The sequence below is a fragment of the Robertmurraya massiliosenegalensis JC6 genome (assembly GCF_000311725.1).
Classification (GTDB): Bacteria; Bacillota; Bacilli; order Bacillales; family Cytobacillaceae; genus Robertmurraya; species Robertmurraya massiliosenegalensis.
Window position 1 is genome coordinate 385899 of sequence record NZ_HE978515.1, and the last position, 17411, is coordinate 403309.

Annotated in this window: 22 protein-coding genes and 1 pseudogene; 6 read left to right on the forward strand and 17 right to left on the reverse strand. The window is 36.8% G+C overall.

Annotated elements, in window-relative coordinates; all coding sequences use genetic code 11:
* The first annotated feature begins 123 nt into the window (after positions 1-123).
* Positions 124-333, forward strand: coding sequence for a DUF3892 domain-containing protein (locus BMSHG_RS18240; protein WP_019155906.1), 210 nt, complete (start codon positions 124-126; stop codon positions 331-333).
* Between the two features lie 663 nt (positions 334-996).
* On the opposite strand, the gene mntR is transcribed toward BMSHG_RS18240, so the two are convergent.
* The 7 genes from mntR to BMSHG_RS18280 all read right to left on the reverse strand — a co-directional run bounded on the left by mntR (position 997) and on the right by BMSHG_RS18280 (position 8545).
* A complete protein-coding gene (mntR, locus tag BMSHG_RS18250) occupies positions 997-1422 on the reverse strand; it encodes a transcriptional regulator MntR (protein ID WP_019155908.1) in 426 nt (141 codons plus the stop codon).
* Positions 1423-1531: 109 nt separating this feature from the next.
* The gene (locus BMSHG_RS18255) at positions 1532-3685 is read right to left on the reverse strand and encodes a DNA topoisomerase III (RefSeq protein ID WP_026073519.1); all 2154 of its coding nucleotides are present in this window, start codon (positions 3683-3685) and stop codon (positions 1532-1534) included.
* 127 nt (positions 3686-3812) lie between these two features.
* A complete protein-coding gene (locus tag BMSHG_RS18260) occupies positions 3813-4691 on the reverse strand; it encodes a metal ABC transporter permease (RefSeq protein WP_019155910.1) in 879 nt (292 codons plus the stop codon).
* Positions 4688-5620 carry a metal ABC transporter permease gene (locus BMSHG_RS18265; protein WP_019155911.1) on the reverse strand — a complete coding sequence of 311 codons (933 nt, stop codon included), beginning with the start codon at positions 5618-5620 and terminating at the stop codon, positions 4688-4690. Before BMSHG_RS18265 ends, BMSHG_RS18260 begins: the two co-directional genes overlap by 4 nt.
* 10 nt (positions 5621-5630) lie before the next feature.
* Positions 5631-6380 (reverse strand): metal ABC transporter ATP-binding protein, encoded by a 750-nt coding sequence (locus tag BMSHG_RS18270; RefSeq protein WP_019155912.1) that lies wholly within the window; start codon positions 6378-6380, stop codon positions 5631-5633.
* Between the two features lie 11 nt (positions 6381-6391).
* Positions 6392-7318 (reverse strand): metal ABC transporter solute-binding protein, Zn/Mn family, encoded by a 927-nt coding sequence (locus tag BMSHG_RS18275; RefSeq protein WP_026073520.1) that lies wholly within the window; start codon positions 7316-7318, stop codon positions 6392-6394.
* A 255-nt stretch (positions 7319-7573) separates the two neighbouring features.
* The gene (locus BMSHG_RS18280; RefSeq protein WP_019155914.1) at positions 7574-8545 is read right to left on the reverse strand and encodes an HD-GYP domain-containing protein; all 972 of its coding nucleotides are present in this window, start codon (positions 8543-8545) and stop codon (positions 7574-7576) included.
* A gap of 327 nt (positions 8546-8872) precedes the next feature.
* Between BMSHG_RS18280 and cspD the strand changes: the two genes are divergently transcribed.
* Entirely contained in the window at positions 8873-9073 is a 201-nt protein-coding gene (gene cspD / locus BMSHG_RS18285) for a cold-shock protein CspD (protein ID WP_019155915.1), read from the forward strand.
* Between the two features lie 56 nt (positions 9074-9129).
* On the opposite strand, the gene BMSHG_RS27760 is transcribed toward cspD, so the two are convergent.
* Together BMSHG_RS27760 and BMSHG_RS18295 are read right to left on the reverse strand one after the other, a co-directional pair.
* A complete protein-coding gene (locus BMSHG_RS27760) occupies positions 9130-9306 on the reverse strand; it encodes a zinc-finger domain-containing protein (protein ID WP_019155916.1) in 177 nt (58 codons plus the stop codon).
* Between the two features lie 51 nt (positions 9307-9357).
* Positions 9358-10014 carry a reverse transcriptase-like protein gene (locus tag BMSHG_RS18295; protein WP_019155917.1) on the reverse strand — a complete coding sequence of 219 codons (657 nt, stop codon included), beginning with the start codon at positions 10012-10014 and terminating at the stop codon, positions 9358-9360.
* A 149-nt stretch (positions 10015-10163) separates the two neighbouring features.
* On the opposite strand from BMSHG_RS18295, the gene BMSHG_RS18300 reads away from it, so the two are divergent.
* From BMSHG_RS18300 to BMSHG_RS18310, 3 genes are all read left to right on the forward strand, one after another.
* Positions 10164-10841, forward strand: coding sequence for a queuosine precursor transporter (locus BMSHG_RS18300; protein ID WP_019155918.1), 678 nt, complete (start codon positions 10164-10166; stop codon positions 10839-10841).
* A 202-nt stretch (positions 10842-11043) separates the two neighbouring features.
* On the forward strand, positions 11044-11442 hold the full coding sequence (locus BMSHG_RS18305) for a reverse transcriptase-like protein (protein ID WP_019155919.1): 399 nt from the start codon (positions 11044-11046) through the stop codon (positions 11440-11442).
* Positions 11443-11446: 4 nt separating this feature from the next.
* On the forward strand, positions 11447-12379 hold the full coding sequence (locus BMSHG_RS18310; RefSeq protein WP_019155920.1) for a DMT family transporter: 933 nt from the start codon (positions 11447-11449) through the stop codon (positions 12377-12379).
* A gap of 38 nt (positions 12380-12417) precedes the next feature.
* On the opposite strand, the gene BMSHG_RS18315 is transcribed toward BMSHG_RS18310, so the two are convergent.
* Entirely contained in the window at positions 12418-12690 is a 273-nt protein-coding gene (locus tag BMSHG_RS18315; RefSeq protein ID WP_019155921.1) for a DUF6123 family protein, read from the reverse strand.
* A gap of 27 nt (positions 12691-12717) precedes the next feature.
* Positions 12718-13209, reverse strand: a complete 492-nt coding sequence (locus tag BMSHG_RS18320) for a divergent PAP2 family protein (protein ID WP_019155922.1) — start codon at positions 13207-13209, stop codon at positions 12718-12720.
* Positions 13210-13312: 103 nt separating this feature from the next.
* Here BMSHG_RS18320 and sspL point away from each other — a divergent pair, with 103 nt between their 5' ends.
* Positions 13313-13453: a small, acid-soluble spore protein L gene (gene sspL, locus BMSHG_RS18325; RefSeq protein ID WP_019155923.1), complete on the forward strand. Its 141-nt coding sequence runs from the start codon at positions 13313-13315 to the stop codon at positions 13451-13453.
* A gap of 99 nt (positions 13454-13552) precedes the next feature.
* On the opposite strand, the gene rpsN is transcribed toward sspL, so the two are convergent.
* The 6 genes and pseudogenes from rpsN to BMSHG_RS18365 form a co-directional block, all read right to left on the reverse strand.
* Positions 13553-13822: a 30S ribosomal protein S14 gene (gene rpsN / locus BMSHG_RS18330; RefSeq protein WP_019155924.1), complete on the reverse strand. Its 270-nt coding sequence runs from the start codon at positions 13820-13822 to the stop codon at positions 13553-13555.
* A 123-nt stretch (positions 13823-13945) separates the two neighbouring features.
* Positions 13946-14636 (reverse strand): annotated as a pseudogene (locus BMSHG_RS27765) (CobW family GTP-binding protein); the annotation flags it as partial.
* 120 nt (positions 14637-14756) lie between these two features.
* On the reverse strand, positions 14757-14981 hold the full coding sequence (locus BMSHG_RS18350) for a hypothetical protein (RefSeq protein WP_019155925.1): 225 nt from the start codon (positions 14979-14981) through the stop codon (positions 14757-14759).
* A gap of 5 nt (positions 14982-14986) precedes the next feature.
* Entirely contained in the window at positions 14987-15280 is a 294-nt protein-coding gene (locus BMSHG_RS18355) for a permease (protein ID WP_019155926.1), read from the reverse strand.
* A gap of 10 nt (positions 15281-15290) precedes the next feature.
* A complete protein-coding gene (locus BMSHG_RS26500) occupies positions 15291-16037 on the reverse strand; it encodes a GTP-binding protein (RefSeq protein WP_019155927.1) in 747 nt (248 codons plus the stop codon).
* A gap of 410 nt (positions 16038-16447) precedes the next feature.
* Positions 16448-17314: a 5'-3' exonuclease gene (locus BMSHG_RS18365; protein ID WP_019155928.1), complete on the reverse strand. Its 867-nt coding sequence runs from the start codon at positions 17312-17314 to the stop codon at positions 16448-16450.
* Positions 17315-17411: the final 97 nt, after the last annotated feature.

The following is a 17411-nucleotide window of genomic DNA, read 5'->3' on the forward strand; positions in this document are numbered from 1 at the left end:
CTATCAAATTTTCATCATTTTCTTAATCGTATAATCTTCACTGATACTATTTCTATTTTTAAGGAATAAATCCTTGTTTTACCATCAACAATAAGAAGAAAGTTTATAAAGGAGACCTCTTTCATGGAAAAAGAAAAAATCGTATCCGTCTATCGAAATCATATGGGAGATATTATTAGTTTCCAAACTTCCCAAGGAAGAATCATTTCCTATCGAAAAGCGCTATTGGAAGCAAGTGATGAGAAATTCTCAGATGTTCATATTGTGGAATATGAGAATGGTGAAACATTATTTGATCACGCTGCATTTGAAAATCTCCCATCTTATTACTAGGTATAGCCATAACCGTGATATATGGGGGAAAATCTGCTTTGTGGGTTTTTACAAATAACCATGTTCTATACGAAAGGCTCTTTTCGCAACCATTGTTGCTATTTAGTCATAGATAGGAGAATAAAGCCCTACTATTACTCGTTAAATTAGTCTCAAAGTAAGCGAAAAGTGCTGCGCAAAAATAATGTGTGCTCTAAAACTCATTTGAGGGGGAAATGTCGGCCTGTGATTTTTTTCAGAGAAAAAAATTTGGACATTTACGAAAAAAGCGTATTATTAAAGGCGACCAAATTTTCGGTCGCCTTTTTTGTTGTCTATCCAGGAATTTATAAATTCCCTCGACTTGTGGATAAATGTTCGTATAAACGGTAGGAGTATCGGTATGAAAAAATAACAGGAAAAATTCCGCTTAATGAGCAACCATCATGAAAAAGAGCCGAAATAACAGGAAAAATTCCTGCTAATCACTCCAAAAAAGCCAAAATAAACGATTTAGCCCTCTATAAGCGGAAAATCTTCCGTTATTTTCCCTAAAAGGGACTCCATCGAGGAGATAACAGGAAAAACTCCGCTTAAGGGTGAGAGAGGGTTGGATCGAATGAGACAAACCGGAAACTTCGAACATTTTGTAGAGGTTTTGTTTTATTCGTGAAAAGAAAATGGTTATTCCGGTTCTTCATTTTTTTTTTGAATATCTCGTAATGCATGCACTCTAGTTTCATCTTCCTCAAAAAATTGGACGAGATCCCCGATGCGATCGATAGCGTTCCAGCTTAAATGATGTTCAATCCCTTCTACATCATTATAAATATTTTCTTCCATAACTCCAATTGTTCGCAGTAAATCCTCTAGTAAGTCATGGCGGTAAACGAGACGCTTGCCAACTTTTTTGCCTTTTGAAGTTAACGTAAATCCTCTATATTTTTCATAGACTAAATACTCGTCTTTATCTAATTTTTGAACCATTTTCGTTACCGATGAGGGGTGAACCGAAAGAGCTTCAGCGATATCTGAAACTCGTGCGTAACCTTTTTGTTCAATTAATAAGTAAATTTGCTCGATATAGTCTTCCATACTTGGTGTTGCCATCAGTACACCCTCCAATAATTTTGCACTAATACAAAAGTTTTTTCTGTTTATATTCAAAGTTTACTATATTAAGAAAGGGGATACAAGAAAGATTATGGTGTCCTTCATTTTAAAATACAAATTTCACTTTTTTCTCTGTCTCATCCCATCCAAGTTTTGCATCAAACATTTTTTCTTTCCCTTTAAATCCTTGAATCAATTCAGTATTCCCTTCAGACAATATTGCTTTAATATGCTTTTGTGTAACCGATTTGCCGAGTATCTTTTTTGAAATTGTAAAATCACACTTTGTCTTTTGATAGTTGGAACAGCCATAGAAGGTGCCTTTATCAATGACCGTACCACTGCATTTCTTGCAGGGACCTAAATGAGTCGGTTGTCTCCTTTGTTTTCCCGATTGTTTCCCCGGAACAAATCCATCTATCAATTCTTCAGGAAATTCCCATTGAGTCGAAGCCTCGGTTGTATTTGTAATAAGATGTGTGATCATTTTATTCGTTAGCTCCATGAATTGCTTCGGAATAGCTTGTCCTTCTGAAATCTCTTTTAAGCGTTGCTCCCATTTCGCGGTCATCTCGGGAGAAGCTAAAATCTCATCACCGATTGCCTGAATCAGAATTTTTGCCTTTGCCGTTGCATAAACAAGGTTTTTGCGGATATCAATGTATTTTCGTTCTGTTAACATCGTAATAATCCCAGCTCTTGTAGCTTCTGTACCAAGACCTTCTGTTTTCATCAAAACTTTTTCAAGTTCTTTATCCTCAATCTGCTTTCCAGCCGTTTTCATTAATGTGATTAATTGACCTTCTGTATATCGCTTCGGAGGCTGGGTCTTGCTTTCCTTCACTTCCACTTTCGCAACCTTTCCTACTTCCCCTTTTTCTAAAATCGGAAGACTTGGATCCTTATCTTTTTCATATTGAGGAATAACCTTTCTCCAGCCTTCCTCCTTCTGAACTTTCCCTTTTGATTGGAAAGTTGCTCTCTCATCGACTAATGTTGTAACCGTTGTATATTCCGTTACAGCCTTTCCATAATGAGCAGCAATCAGACTTCTTGCAATCAAATCATACATTTTTTGTTCATCAGGGCTAAGTCTAGACATAGTAGGAACTTGCTCTGTAGGGATGATCGCGTAGTGATCGGTTACTTTCTTGTCATTCACATATCTACTGTTATTCAATATGGAAGCGTTAGGTAGAGGAAAGAATTCATGATATTCAGGGAAATTCTCCAGTTTTCCTAGTATTTCAGGGAACATCTCAGCCTCTCCCTTTGTCACATGCCGTGAGTCTGAGCGAGGGTAAGAAACCATACCCTTTTGATAGAGTTTTTGAACGGTATCCAATGTTTTCTTTGGCGAGAATTTAAAACGCCTATTGGCTTCTGCTTGTAAGGAAGACAAATTATAAAGGAACGGTGGTAAATATTCCTTTTTTTCCGAATGGACATCTGCTACTTGAGCCTCTTTGCCTTCGCAAAAAGCGGCTATTTTTTCTGCCATCTCTTTTGTGTCAATTCTCGTGACACCGTCTTTTTCCCATTTGCCATCATACTTCTTTTTGTCGATATTAAACTTCGCTTTCACTTCCCAAAAAGGTTCAGAAACAAAGGAACTGATCTCATCTTCCCTTTTAACAATAAGAGCTAGCGTCGGTGTTTGAACCCTCCCTACAGAAAACACATCTGCAAACCCTTTTTGTTTAAGAAGAAGGCTATAAAGTCTCGATGCATTCATTCCCACTACCCAATCGGCACATGCTCTTGTGTATGCCTCATAATAGAGATTTCTCGTATCCTTCTCGGAAAGTAAAGATTGAAATCCTTCATGAATGGCTTTAGGCGTTAGGGAGGAAATCCACAACCTTTTCATCGGTTTCTGACATTTCGTCTGCCTGAGAATGTTGCGAACGATCAACTCCCCTTCACGACCAGCATCCCCAGCATGAATAATTTCCGTCACATTCGGATCGGAGATAAGCTGTTTGATAATAGCAAATTGCTTCCACTTGTCTTTGGAAACTTCATACTGAAATTGTGCTGGAATCATCGGCAAGGTTTGAAGGGACCATTTTTTCCAATTTGAGTCGTATTTTTCAGGGGAGATGAGCTGTGTAATATGTCCGATTGCCCATGTGACATATGCTCCTTTGGGGAATACTTCATTTGGTAGAATTTCGATGTAGCCTTGCTTTTTCTTCATTTTATATACGGATGCCAACGTCAGACCCTGGTCTGGCTTTTCCGCTAGTACGAGTTTCATAATGGGACTCACTTCCAATTTGACAAAATAAAACACCTCTCCTATTGTACATGATTCCAGCAGCTACGAGAATACATTTCACTATTTTTTCAAAAAATAGAAAAAAGCCTCATAAAAAATGAGACTTCTAAGTTAACTTCAATCCCTTTTGAGACCATTTTTTCGCCAAGACGCCTTTATGAGGAGCAAATAGAAAGACGAAAGCAAATATTACTCCATTGACCGTTGCCATACAACCTGAAATGGATACGTCTAACCAGCTTGCGAGATAGTAGCCAATGATGGCTGCGGCAACGCCGAGTATTGCACTAAGTAGAAGCATAATGCTTAATTTATCCGTCAGTAAATATGCAGAAGCTCCAGGTGCAATCAACATGGCAACAACCAAAATAGCGCCGACGCTATCAAAAGAAGCGACTGTCGTCATGGAGACCATGGCCATTAAAATATAATGAATGATTAGAACAGGTATTCCAATTGCCGCTGCCATTTGCGGGTCAAAGGAAGTTAATTTTAACTCTTTATAAAAAAGAATGATGATCACCAAATTGATGATAAGCACTGCTGATAGCATAATAAAAGCCCGCGGTAATTCTGGTAAGAATCCCCATTGCACTAAATCCCATGGTACAAAGGTGATTTCTCCCATAAGAGCGTGATCGACATCTAAATGAACATGATCAGCATACAAGCTTAAGAGAATCACACCAACCGCAAATAGAAATGTGAACACAACTCCAATTGAGGCATCTTCCTGTATGCCAGAACTGTTTAAAAGTTGCACGAATACGGCTGTTAACACTCCAATCCCTGCAGCTCCTATGAGCATATAAAATCCATTCAAACTTTGGCTGACTAAAAAGGCTAAAACAATGCCTAACAATACGGTATGACTAATCGCATCTGCAAGCATGGCGAGACGTCGCAAAATCAGAAAGCAACCTGTAATCCCACAACTTATACCTGCTAATGATCCGATGATTAAAATCCATGCTTCATAGCTCATTGATAGCTCTTCCCTTCACGGCCAACGATTAATTCCTGTTGTAGACGCTTATTTAAACGTAACCTCTTAATCCATTTTGTAACAAGCCCTCGTTCAGGTGCAAACAGAAGGGATATAAAAAAGATGAACGTTGCAGTAACGACGATAAAAGGGCCAGTCGCTAACCCTTCTCCTAAAGTACTTAATAATGTGCCAACCACCCCAGATAGGGCACCAAAGACTCCGGATACAATGATCATTTTAGAGAGTGAGTTGGTCCAATAACGAGCAGAGATTGCTGGCGTGATCAACATCGCTGCCATTAAAATAACACCAACTGCTTGAATTCCTACCACAATTGCGGATACGAGCAAGGTAAGGAAGACAAAGTTTAATCGCTTTGTAGGCAATCCGAGCCCCTTCGCAAATTCAGGATCAAACGTTAAGACCTTTAATTCTTTGAAAATAAGCCACGTTATAACGGTTAAGCAGGCAGCTGCTCCTGCCATTAACTTTACGTCACTGCCAACGAGGGATGCCGCTTGCCCAAAAATAAAATCGTTTAGTCCACTTTTATTGCCAACACTTGATTGGGACACCTTTGTTAGCAATACAATTCCGAGTCCAAAGAAAACCGATAATACTAAGCCGATGGCCGTATCCTCCTTAATAATAGACAAGGAGGATATTGCCTGGATACAAAATGTAGCCAATAGACCAGATATAGCAGCTCCAATCAATAAGGGCAATAATGATTTTTCTCCTAAAAGAAGAAACGTAATGCATATACCTGGTAGTGATGCATGTGCGACAGCATCCCCTATTAAGCTTTGTTTTCTTAATAAGGCAATGCTTCCAAGGACCCCACTCGAAATTCCAAGCAACATTGTCCCAAGAAGAACCCATTGTGTATTTGCATCGGTTAAACTAATTTTTATTAGAACGTCCATCCCTCACACCTCATTTCTGCCCCACCAAAAAATGACCTTTTTCCAAAAAAGCTAATGTCCCACCATAAGTGCGATGTAAATTTTCTAATGTGAAGATTTGCTCTGTTGGCCCTTCTGCAATTACATTCACATTAAGCAAGATAACATGATCAAAATAATCCTTAACCGTCTGCAGATCATGATGAACAACGAGTACCGTTTTCCCTTGTCGCTTCAATTCATTCAATAACTCAATAATCGCTCTTTCTGTCGCCGCATCTACACCGACAAATGGTTCATCCATGAAATAAACCTTTGCATCTTGTGCAAGTGCCCTTGCTAAAAAAACTCTTTGCTGTTGACCGCCAGATAGTTGGCTTATTTGCCTATTGGCATACTCTGACATGCCTACTTTCTGTAAACAGTTTAGAGCGTATTCTATATCTTTTTTTCCAGGTCTTTTAAACCAACCAACATGGCCATATCTTCCCATCAACACAACATCTAGGGCATTTGTTGGGAAATCCCAATCTACTGAACCTCTTTGCGGAACATATCCCACAATTCGATCCTTTGCCCGATATAATTTATCATAAACTTTAATTTCACCAGTTGCCTTTGGAATCAATCCTAATATGGCCTTTATTAATGTCGATTTCCCCGCTCCATTCGGACCGATAATCCCGATTAACTTTCCTTCAGGAACAGTAAAACTCACATTTTGTAAAACGGGCTTTTTTTGATAGGCAACCGTTAAATTTTTCACTTCAACTGGCTTCATCTTACTCACTCCTACTTTAATGCCTCTGTAATAGTCTTCACATTATGCCTATACATCCCGATATAAGTGCCTTCTTCCGTGCCTTCTTCACCCATCGCGTCTGAGAATAGTTCTCCCCCAATTGCGACATCATGTCCTTTTTGTTTTGCTCCTTCAATGACCGCATTTATGGACCTTTCTGAAATACTAGATTCTACAAAAACAGCTTTGATATTTCTTTCAATCAATAAATCTACTAATTTCTGAACATCTCCAAGACCATATTCTGATTCTGTACTAAGTCCTTGTAAGCCCATTACTTCAATATCATAGGCTGCTCCAAAATACCCGAATGCATCATGGGCAGTGACTAGCACTCTTTGCTCTGATGGAATTTTTTTCATTTCATCTTCCGTATCCTTCTTCAAAGCATCCAACTCTGAAAAATATTTCTCTGCATTATTCGTATAATATTCTTCATTGTCAGGATCAATTTCAATAAGGCCATCTCTTACCTTTTCAAGTGCTTGCGTCCATAAAGAAATATCAAACCAAATATGAGGATCAATGGCACTGCTATCCTCTGCATCCTCAAGTAAATTTCCTTCAGAAATCACTTCACCAATCGCATAGGTCGGTTTCTTTTCATTTATTTTATCGAACACATCCAGCATTTTCCCTTCTAGATGAAGGCCATTATAAAAAATAATATCTGCCTTCTCAAGTTTTTCCATATCTCCTTGAGTGGCTTTATACAAATGAGGATCCGTACCTGGACCCATGAGACTGACTACTTCAACTTTGTCTCCACCGATATTTTTGACCCCATCAGCTATCTGCCCGATTGTTGTCGTTACGATAATTTTTTCATTAGACTGTTCAGCATTACTACTCTCGTTCGCACAAGCTCCCAATAGAAAAGCCGAGAATACCAGAATTAAACACATCATTTTTTTCATTTTTCTTCTCCATCCCTTCATCATTTTCTTATCTTCTGTCCATACGCACTTTTATTAACTAAGACCACTTTTTTAACCTTAGGACATGTTTTTTAGTCTAATCAATAAAAGTTTCCTATACGCAACATTTTAAGCGAGTTCAAAAAAAAGTCAACCTAAAAATACAGAAATTTTCACATTTCCTTCTTTCTTGCCTAAAAATGGGATCAAAAAAAGGCTCCTTCAATAAGGAACCTTGACTCATTTATGCTGTATTTAATGATCCTCTAACACTCTTTCAATTTGCAGGTGGTGATTATATTTCAGATCAATTAGACGATCTTCTGTTTGAACTAGACAGCGAATCGGATCGTAAGGATTTATAAGGACAATTGTTCCGATATTCCCATCTGAAAGAAGAACTTTTCTTCCTACTAAGCTATCCATCACTTTGTGTAAGAAAGTCAAAACAATCTTCGGATCTAGTCTTCCAAACGTATCATGTTCCATTTGTTTAATCACTCCATAAAATGGAAGCGCCTCATGATAGATTTTCGGTGAGGACATGGCATGAAAAACGTCGGCAACGGCTACAATTTTTGCAAAATAACTAATTTGAGCACCACTAATCCCAATTGGATAGCCATTTCCATCTTCTCTTTCATGATGCTGCAACGCGATTAAAGCCACATTTTCATTTATATGCTCTGTATTTTTGAGAAGATTATAGCCATATACCGTATGATTGGACATGATTTCATATTCTTCTCTCGTTAGTTTCCCCGTTTTGTTTAATACGTCGGAAGGAACTGACGCTTTTCCAATATCGTATAATGTAGCACCTAAAGTTAAATCCTCTAACTCTTGTTCATTTAATTTTAACCACTTTCCAATCAATGTGGAAATGATCGCAACAGCGATCGGATGTCTGTATGTATAGCTTTCTTTTTCATTTAATTGATAGAAGAGGTGATAGATATGGGGGATCTTGGCCGCTTCGTGAATAACAGGAATAATCTTCTCTTTTATCTCCTCTAGCGGAAGATCTCTCCCTCCCCTTACATGAAAAAAAATCGATTCCATTTGCTTAGAAGCTGCTGTGATTTTTTCTGCTACTTTTTTTAGTAGCAACGGGTCGTATTTCTCTAAGATGGTTAATGGTTGGTCAGGCTCGTTCCATTGCCTTTGTTCTGTTTCGGAAGTAGTCATAGGTGTATTTTGCGCAAAAAAAGGTTGCTTTTTCTTCATTTCGTTCACCTACTTATCCAGATTATAATGAATAATTATAGCAATTTAAATCTATTAAACTTATCCAAAGCATAACAAAAAATGGGAATATATGAAAGATTTATTATAGTAATTTTCAATGATTTTCCTAATCAGAATTTTTAGTATATAAGTTGTAAAAAGGCTTACATTGCTTGACGACTAAGATTCAATCATGTATATTATAGACATCATTAAAGTGAATTTATTTCCGCCTTTGGCAACAATTGGCACTAATATAATTTCATTTAATGATAATATCACTTGACACTTTTTTGTGTCCTTAAAGGCTTAGGAGGAATTTTTTTTATGCAAAACGGTAAAGTAAAATGGTTCAACAATGAAAAAGGCTTTGGATTCATTGAAGTTGAAGGCGGAGACGATGTATTCGTACACTTCACAGCTATCCAAGGAGACGGCTTTAAATCTCTAGAAGAAGGTCAAGAAGTTTCTTTCGAAATCGTTGAAGGTAACCGTGGACCACAAGCTTCTAACGTAGTTAAGCTATAATTCAATACATTATAAGCATAAGGCTGGTGAATTTCACCAGCCTTTCGTAATGTCCATTATTCAAGTTTTTTGCCAATATCTTTTATCTTCTCACCAACTGTGCACTGGGTAATACAAAAACGATGAGCATAGGTCCTTCCCATCTCTTTTTTATGGTGTCTATGTAAAAAACAGTCCTTGCAATAGCTGCTTAGCAGTTCTTCCACTTCTAAAAGGATGTCTTTCCGCTTCAAACGCTCAACCCCTCTCATCGATTTTTCGTCATTTGAATGCATGCCCTTTAACTAATTAAGTTCCATTGTACTATGAATGATTTTACCTTCCAATGCCTGTGTGGCAAGTTTATCAGCTTCTTTATTTTCTTTTCTCGGCACAGATTCATATTTCGCCTTAATCCCAAGTGTTTTCATCTTTTCTTCAATTCGATCAAGCCAGCGACTCAATTTCTCTTCAAAGACTGGCCATTCTCCCTCTAATTGCTTCAGTACAACTTGAGAATCTCCTTTAATCTCACACGGTAGATGATGGACACCAAGTTCTTCAAGTAAATCTAAAGCAAAATACAATGCTGCATATTCAGATTCGTTATTTGTTTCCATCTGTTCAATTAATTGATTGGCCCTTAAGCGGTACTGTTTCTTCCCTTGCTTATAATAAATAATGGCCCCTAAACCAGCTTCATATGTATTCTTATTAAATCCACCATCAAAATATAACGTAAGATCATGAGGTTCCTCTTCAATCTCCGCTGTAAGTTTTTTCATTTCTTTCATAGACCATGACTGATTCATTTCATCAAGAAATGAAAAGTAGGAAACCTTCCCTAGTTTTTCTAATTCCTCCCCCATTCGAATTGCTGTTTCTGCATCTAACCACTCTGATGCAAACGCAATAGGCTGGCTTCCACGTAATTTATATGTCATCTCGATTTTATAATTCATCTAATCAAACCTTTCCTAATATTCCCCATTTTTATAATGACTTAATTGTTTTCAGCAAGCATAAAGATCGTTATAATAGGCAAAGACAATTGAATAATCCTATGCGGTTCGTGAACTCCCGCATTATCAAAACTACAGGAGGAAGTCATATGTTTAATGAATGGTTTGGCCTTATTTTTGTTATTGTCAATTTTGTATTTGTTCTCGCTATTTATCGTCTCTTCGGAAAAACTGGTTTATTTGTCTGGATCGGTTTTTCCACGGTGCTAGCTAATCTTCAAGTTGTTAAAACGATTGAAATTTTTGGATTAACAGCTACACTAGGAAATACCATGTATGGTACAGCATTTCTTGTTACTGATATTTTGAACGAAAAATATGGCAAAAACGATGCGAAAAAGGGCGTTTGGTTAGGTTTCTTTACCTTACTAGCAATGACGGTTATTATGCAAATGGTTTTATTATTCCAGCCTCATGAAATCGATTTTGCCCATGCATCTTTAGCAACAATTTTTGGAATTTTACCAAGAATTGCTTTAGGTAGTTTATGTGCCTATTTAATTAGTCAATTTGCAGATGTTTATATCTTTTCCTATTTGAGAAAGAAATTTCCTCAAGATCGTCAATTTTGGATTCGTAATAACGGAAGTACGATGATTAGCCAGCTTTTAGATACGGTTGTCTTTACAAGCATAGCTTTTTTAGGCGTATATCCAATGAATGAATGGTGGCAAATCTTTCTGACTACTTATTTATTGAAATTCCTCATTTCCATTTTAGATACTCCATTTGGCTATATTGCAAAACGTTTTCCAAAAAATGATTAAATTTAATTGGACCTAACGATGTGCAAAAGGGATCGAGAGGACTCCCTTTAGATGCCTTTTGCCATTTGTGGATGACATTTTGGCAAAATACGTTGATTTTTACGCTTCCGGTGCCTTCTTTATATGGTTTGGCACATATTATTTATGGTAAACTATGTATATTATTTTTAAAACAGATTATTCGCTTCAAGGAGGTTTCAGCTTGATTGAAGTTTACATAGATGGGGCAAGTGCAGGTAATCCTGGACCGAGCGGTGCTGGGATTTTTATGAAAGGGAACGGAGAGACTGCTTGTTATTCTATTCCATTAGGGATTTTAAATAACCATGAAGCTGAATTCGAAGCATTGATCAAAGCACTCCGCCTTTGTTTAGAAAAAGAGTATAGAGTCGTTTCATTTCGAACAGATTCTCAATTAGTGAGTCGTGCGATCGAAAAAGAATTTGTAAAGAACAAAGTGTTTATTCCTTACTTTGAGGAAGCTTTAAGTCTTATAGAGAATTTTGATTTATTTTTTATCAAATGGATACCAAATACAGAAAATAAAAAGGCAGATCAATTGGCACGAGAAGCGATAAGGAAAAACACAGAGAAGAGGTAACAATTTGGTAAATAAAACGATTTTTGCAGATATATCCTTGCTAATGGTTGCACTAGTTTGGGGTGCGACCTTTGTCATTGTCCAAAATGCGATAAACTTGCTACCACCTATTGCATTTAATGGGATTCGCTTCCTTTTTGCGGCGATATTATTAGGGATTTGGCTCCTTCTATTTGAAAGAAAACAGCTAATAGGATTGAATAAAAAATTCATCCTTTCTGGGATCATGATTGGTGCTTGGCTATTTTTAGGTTATGCTACACAAACGATGGGACTATTATATACAACCTCTTCCAAAGCGGGGTTTATTACAGGATTGAGTGTTGTTCTTGTTCCATTATTCTCGTTTATTTTACTAAAACTTCGCCCGAGTAAAAATGCTATTCTTGGGGTTTTAATCGCAACAATTGGCCTATATTTATTAACGATGACTGATGTTGTTGCTTTAAATAGAGGAGATATGCTCGTTTTTATTTGTGCCATCGGCTTTGCACTTCACATCACTTTCACTGGAAAATATAGCAGCCGATACCCAGCCCTGTTGTTAACCATCATCCAAATCTCAACAGTCGCCATTCTATCTATCATCTATTCCTTTTTCTTTGAAGAGTGGGAATTAGCCATGCAACCGTCTATCCTGTATAGCAAAGAAGTCCTAACTGCACTCATAATTACATCCGTATTTGCAACCGCTCTTGCATTTCTAGCCCAAACAAATTTTCAGAAATTCACAACACCAACTAGAGTTGCCTTAATTTTTGCGATGGAGCCTGTATTTGCTGCGATTACCGGCTTCATTTGGGCGAATGACCGCCTATCGATCAGCGCCATTGCCGGTTGCTTATTGATTCTCGCTGGAATGCTTTTCGCTGAACTTCCAACTTCCAAGCTCTCTTTCAAAGAAAAAAGAAAGCAGGAGAATACTCATTCTATATAAAAAAGGGTAAGGCAGGCGCATCAATTTGCGAACCTGCCTTATACTGCTAATATCTTTTGTTCCTTAATAAACTTCAGTGCTTCGTTTCTTGATGTAATTTGCTTTGATGTTAATAGTTCTAATAAAGATACATAGAAACTACCATCAAATGATTTTTGAGCTTTTAACGTTAATTCTAGCGCTGTACGAGCCAATTCATCAGACGCATTGGTATATTGCTTTCCAAAATAAATAAAGCCGATTGCCTCTTCACCAAATTGAAAACCTTTACTACTTAATAATTGTAAATAATCTTCTAAGCCCACAACCACTTTCCTCTCCCACAATTAACTCTTCTGCTAAAATTTTATCTTAAACTTCGACAATTTTCTATTCTTTTTTGTTAATAAATGGCCGATTGTCCCAGTTAATATTCCAAGCAACGCACCACCAACTACTTCTTCTGGCTGATGTCCTAGCATTTCTTTGAGTTTTTTTGGTGTTTTTTGTTCAAATTTTACGGTTTCATCATGGTGGACCTTATCGATTAACTCCCCTAAATCATTCACTTTAAGGGTGAGCTCTCCAGTCTGACGTCTTATTCCTTGAGCATCATACATGACAATTAAGCCATATACAAGTGATAAAGCAAAGTCAATTGTAGGAAATCCTCTTTGTAAAGCAATATAGGTTGTTAAGGAAGAAACTCCCGCAGAATGTGAACTCGGCATTCCACCCGTTTGAAAGAAGAGTTCAGGTCTCCATTCCTTTTCCTTCACATAATGAATAGGAATTTTCAAACCTTGAGCAAGTCCAATACTTAACAATGCAACGTATACACCTTTATTCATCATCTCACCTCTAACTTTAGTGTGATGACTCTTAAACGAAACTATACACTGCATGACTTTCATAAGAGCCGTAAATACTAAAATCTGTGAGGGAGGTGTTTTCATGGCCAAACATGATCAACGAAATCGCGGCAAAACGGCAGCTGCAGTAAACCCTCAAGGGTATGGACAAGATGCTGAATTAACCGAAAATCCCAAAAGTGAGCTTGAAAATCGAGCGAAAAAGAGCAATACTAAGATATAATTTCAATCTTTCACTAAGGTCAAAAAGTGCACCTCTTAGATCATATTTAGAGGTGCACGCACGTTAGTATTTGTGAATAATCCAAATGAATAGAAGAGTTTACCAGCTTGATTTTTTCACTCCTGGAATTTGTCCTTTATGAGCATACTCTCTAAAAGCAATACGTGACATTTTAAATTTTCTTAAATATCCTCTCGGTCTTCCAGTTACTTCACATCTATTCTTTAATCTTGTTGGGGAAGAATCTCTTGGAAGCTTTCTGAGTGCTTCATAGTCCCCCTTTTCTTTAAGCTCTCTTCTTAATTCAGCATATTTTTCTACCGTTTTTTGACGCTGCTTTTCTTTTGCAACTTTTGATTTTTTCGCCATAATTGCTCTCCTTCAGAGATTATTTTATTTCTTTTCATCGTATATTTCATCATTCAATTTCAATTAATAAAGTAAGGGAATCTCAACAACATGATTGTTTTCTTTTCCCAAATAGATCCTACCTTAAGTATAAGTAATAACCCATTCAAACGGGTCTGTTAGTAGATTCCAGTCATCCTCCATTTCAGTATCTGTCAGTAAGCACATGTCTAATTCTGCTTCAATCTCTTTTCTCTCCAACTCTGTACCGATCAGCACCAATTTGGTCATTCTATCCCCATAAACAGGGTCCACTCATCCAGCATTTTTGGGTTTTGTCTTAATATTTCCTGTTGCTCTAGCTTTGGCATCGAAGCCACCCAATATGAAACTGGTTCAACGCTACGGAAGCTCCAGCCTGGGACATTAATAAGGCAATAGAATTTCTAGTTGCACACCAGACAATCCCTTTTGCTCTCACAATGTTTTCTGGCATATTATGAAGCCAGTTATTGAAGAGCTCAGAATGAAAAGGGAGCCTTCTAGTGTATACAAAAGACCCAATTCCATATTCTTCTGTTTCCGGTGTGTGCTGCTGATGACCTAGTGTTAATTCTTTAATCCAGCCCGCTGAAGCACTTGCCTTGTTAAAATCAAATTTTCTTGTGTTTAATAGCTCTCTCGGGTTCACTTGTCCTCTAACACTATGAATAATTTTTGCGTCTGGCTGAAGTGTCCGCAACACCCCTTCTAATTTCTCCAATTCTTCCTTAGATACGAGATCCGTTTTATTCAAAATTAACACATCACAAAACTCTATTTGATCAATGAAAAGAGGTATTTTTTATCCATATTACCCCCCCTGAAAAAAGTTTTTAATCGATAATCGTAATCATTACGATTCATGTTAAAATCAATCTTACTGTACTTTTCTTTAATTGTAAACTCTTTCGTTTTATTTTTTCATGTGCCCCATACATGTCACGATTGATAATCCGAAACCAACCATAATAAACATTCCGACCATCGAAATTAAGACAAAGGGAATCATGTTTGAAGAAAGAATCAACATGATTTGATTGGATAAATATAATTTATAAATGACGAGGCTAAAGGAAACCAAAATGACACCTTGCAACTCATTTGCTATTTGCCAATTATTTATTGAATTTTTCATCATATTTCCTAAACTCCCTCTACTTGTAGTATTCTTGCCAGTAACGAGAACATCAAAACAATCATAAAAACGGCAAGAATAAAAACAAGAACAAATTTCAATTTAAAGCTAGAGAGCATTACCAGTGTATTCTTTAAATCGATGATTGGCCCAAATACGAGAAAAGCCAATATCGATTCAGGTCGAACAATTTGCTCAAAGGATGCTGCAACAAATGCATCGGCCTCAGAACAAAGAGAAAGAATGAAAGCTAGTCCCATCATAAATGTTGTACCATTAAGTGAATTTTGAGCTGTCGCCATTAAAACCGTACTACTTAATAAGAATCTGATTAATGTCCGTTCTTGCTATTTTTAAATTTGCCAGTTTGAGTTTCACTGCCTTTATTTCTCTATGTTGAATCGGCTCAAGCTGTGTCTTTCTTTGCAAATCTATCGTGTAAGAACTTTTCTGTATAATTTCATCTGTGCAATCTCCATAGGTTGATTTACTTATCATCTCAGCAGAATTTAACTTCCTGACAAGCTTTTGAACTTTTTCTAATTGCTCATTTTTTTCTAGTAAATCTATTTTATTCAAAACTATATGTGAAGCATGAACAATTTGTTGTTTTTGCAAGTTCCTAACTTCCTTAGAACTTGAATATATACTTAAATAATCTTGTAGCATGGAAGCATCAGCCAAACACACGGATGATTGTAATTGAAAATTTTGCGAAAAAGGAGATTGCGCAAAAATTTCGTGAATCTCAGAAGGATTGGCTACTCCAGTCCCCTCAATAATGGCAATATCTGCTTCCTTACGCTTAAATAAATTTGTCAGTTCTGCCATAACCATTTTTAAATCCTCTTGAATGGAACAGCAAATGCATCCATTTAATAATTCAAAAAAATTTCCTTCTGAGAACAAGTGCCTTTCCAAATTGGCCTGGCCTAGTTCATTTAGCACGACAGCAACTTTTAGATCATTTTCTCTTAGTTTTTTAATTAATTTGAGCATGAGTGTTGTTTTTCCACTGCCTAAAAAGCCATTAATCAGAAAAACGGGCATTTTACTCATCAATCATCCCTCCTTAAAAAATCTTACGTATACTAGTAGATTCATTAAGTGATAATCGTAATTATTACGGTTATTTAAAAATATTTAGGAATGATTTTGAATCTAGTGGCTTTACAGATATTAAAAACATACTAAGATTAGTGGGTACGGTCATCGACGGATGACTTTGCCCACTAATCTTAGTATGTTTGGTTTGTCTAAATTTCTACTATAAGACCCTATTTGCTCCAACCATTGAGATTCGTCTAAAACGTGGACATAAAAAAATCAGATTTAGTTTATCTCTACCCTTAAGCGGAATTTTTCCTGTTATTTTTTTATACCGCTCCTCCAATTGCGAGGGAATTGATACACTCCAAACTGGAATCAAAAAGTAGTAAACATCGACTTTTTTCCCCAGCCTCTCTTTATTAACTAATAATCTTATCTAATCCTTTAAACTCAAGTTCTTCAAACATCGTTAACGCTTTGTTTTTATCTATTTTCAGTTCGGAATGTTCTAAGTTGTACTCAATTGGTACTTGATTGTGTATTTTCGCTAAAACCCTCGATAGTTCTAGACTCTTTAAATCTTTCTCAATTTTCGTCTTTTGCCCTTTTGTTAATTTATCTAGATTCTCTAGTAATCCATCAATGGAATTGAATTCTTTGATTAACTTAAGCGCCGTTTTTTCTCCAATCCCCATTACTCCTGGATAATTATCTGATGAATCCCCCATTAACGCCTTTACATCGCTAAATTGGCTTGGGAAGATCCCATAATCTTCAACAAACTTATCTACTGTAAAGACATCATAATTACCGATCCCCTTCTTCAATATCGCGACAGAGGTATTATGATTGATGATTTGGAGCAAATCCTTATCACCAGTTACAACGGTAATTTTCGTATCATTGCTTAATTCATCTACGATTGTACCGATACAGTCATCTGCTTCATATCCTTTAATCCCCACATTTGGGATATCCAATGAAGACACCAATTCCTTTACTAAACTGAACTGAGGTAAAAGTTCTATTGGAGCCTCAGAACGATTTGCCTTATAATCTGGAAAAAGTTTGGCTCTATGGGTTGGCCCTTCCATATCCCAACAACAAATAATATGAGTAGGGTTAAATTGATCCTTTGCAGCAAATAAGTGCTTTACGAATCCAAAAAGGGCATTCGTTGGGGTCCCTTTACTATTTATCATAAAATAATTGTTTACAGCAGTCGCATAAAATGAACGAAATAAGAGTGCCATCCCGTCTACTAACATTAAATGTTTATTCGTCAAAATTCTAACTCCCCTTTATAAATAAACTCATTGTAGTAAGCAAATAAGGTTAATTATACTACATGACAAATATTAATGTGACTTAAATATCACAAGA

What these genes read in the sequence shown, in the direction of transcription:
- BMSHG_RS18240 (WP_019155906.1), top strand. Translation starts at nt 124, where the DNA reads ATGGAAAAAGAAAAAATCGTATCCGTCTATCGAAATCATATGGGAGAT.
- mntR (WP_019155908.1), bottom strand. Translation starts at nt 1,422, where the DNA reads ATGGCAACACCAAGTATGGAAGACTATATCGAGCAAATTTACTTATTA.
- BMSHG_RS18255 (WP_026073519.1), bottom strand. Translation starts at nt 3,685, where the DNA reads ATGAAACTCGTACTAGCGGAAAAGCCAGACCAGGGTCTGACGTTGGCA.
- BMSHG_RS18260 (WP_019155910.1), bottom strand. Translation starts at nt 4,691, where the DNA reads ATGAGCTATGAAGCATGGATTTTAATCATCGGATCATTAGCAGGTATA.
- BMSHG_RS18265 (WP_019155911.1), bottom strand. Translation starts at nt 5,620, where the DNA reads ATGGACGTTCTAATAAAAATTAGTTTAACCGATGCAAATACACAATGG.
- BMSHG_RS18270 (WP_019155912.1), bottom strand. Translation starts at nt 6,380, where the DNA reads ATGAAGCCAGTTGAAGTGAAAAATTTAACGGTTGCCTATCAAAAAAAG.
- BMSHG_RS18275 (WP_026073520.1), bottom strand. Translation starts at nt 7,318, where the DNA reads ATGAAAAAAATGATGTGTTTAATTCTGGTATTCTCGGCTTTTCTATTG.
- BMSHG_RS18280 (WP_019155914.1), bottom strand. Translation starts at nt 8,545, where the DNA reads ATGAAGAAAAAGCAACCTTTTTTTGCGCAAAATACACCTATGACTACT.
- cspD (WP_019155915.1), top strand. Translation starts at nt 8,873, where the DNA reads ATGCAAAACGGTAAAGTAAAATGGTTCAACAATGAAAAAGGCTTTGGA.
- BMSHG_RS18295 (WP_019155917.1), bottom strand. Translation starts at nt 10,014, where the DNA reads ATGAATTATAAAATCGAGATGACATATAAATTACGTGGAAGCCAGCCT.
- BMSHG_RS18300 (WP_019155918.1), top strand. Translation starts at nt 10,164, where the DNA reads ATGTTTAATGAATGGTTTGGCCTTATTTTTGTTATTGTCAATTTTGTA.
- BMSHG_RS18320 (WP_019155922.1), bottom strand. Translation starts at nt 13,209, where the DNA reads ATGAATAAAGGTGTATACGTTGCATTGTTAAGTATTGGACTTGCTCAA.
- sspL (WP_019155923.1), top strand. Translation starts at nt 13,313, where the DNA reads ATGGCCAAACATGATCAACGAAATCGCGGCAAAACGGCAGCTGCAGTA.
- rpsN (WP_019155924.1), bottom strand. Translation starts at nt 13,822, where the DNA reads ATGGCGAAAAAATCAAAAGTTGCAAAAGAAAAGCAGCGTCAAAAAACG.
- BMSHG_RS18350 (WP_019155925.1), bottom strand. Translation starts at nt 14,981, where the DNA reads ATGATGAAAAATTCAATAAATAATTGGCAAATAGCAAATGAGTTGCAA.
- BMSHG_RS18355 (WP_019155926.1), bottom strand. Translation starts at nt 15,280, where the DNA reads ATGGCGACAGCTCAAAATTCACTTAATGGTACAACATTTATGATGGGA.
- BMSHG_RS26500 (WP_019155927.1), bottom strand. Translation starts at nt 16,037, where the DNA reads ATGAGTAAAATGCCCGTTTTTCTGATTAATGGCTTTTTAGGCAGTGGA.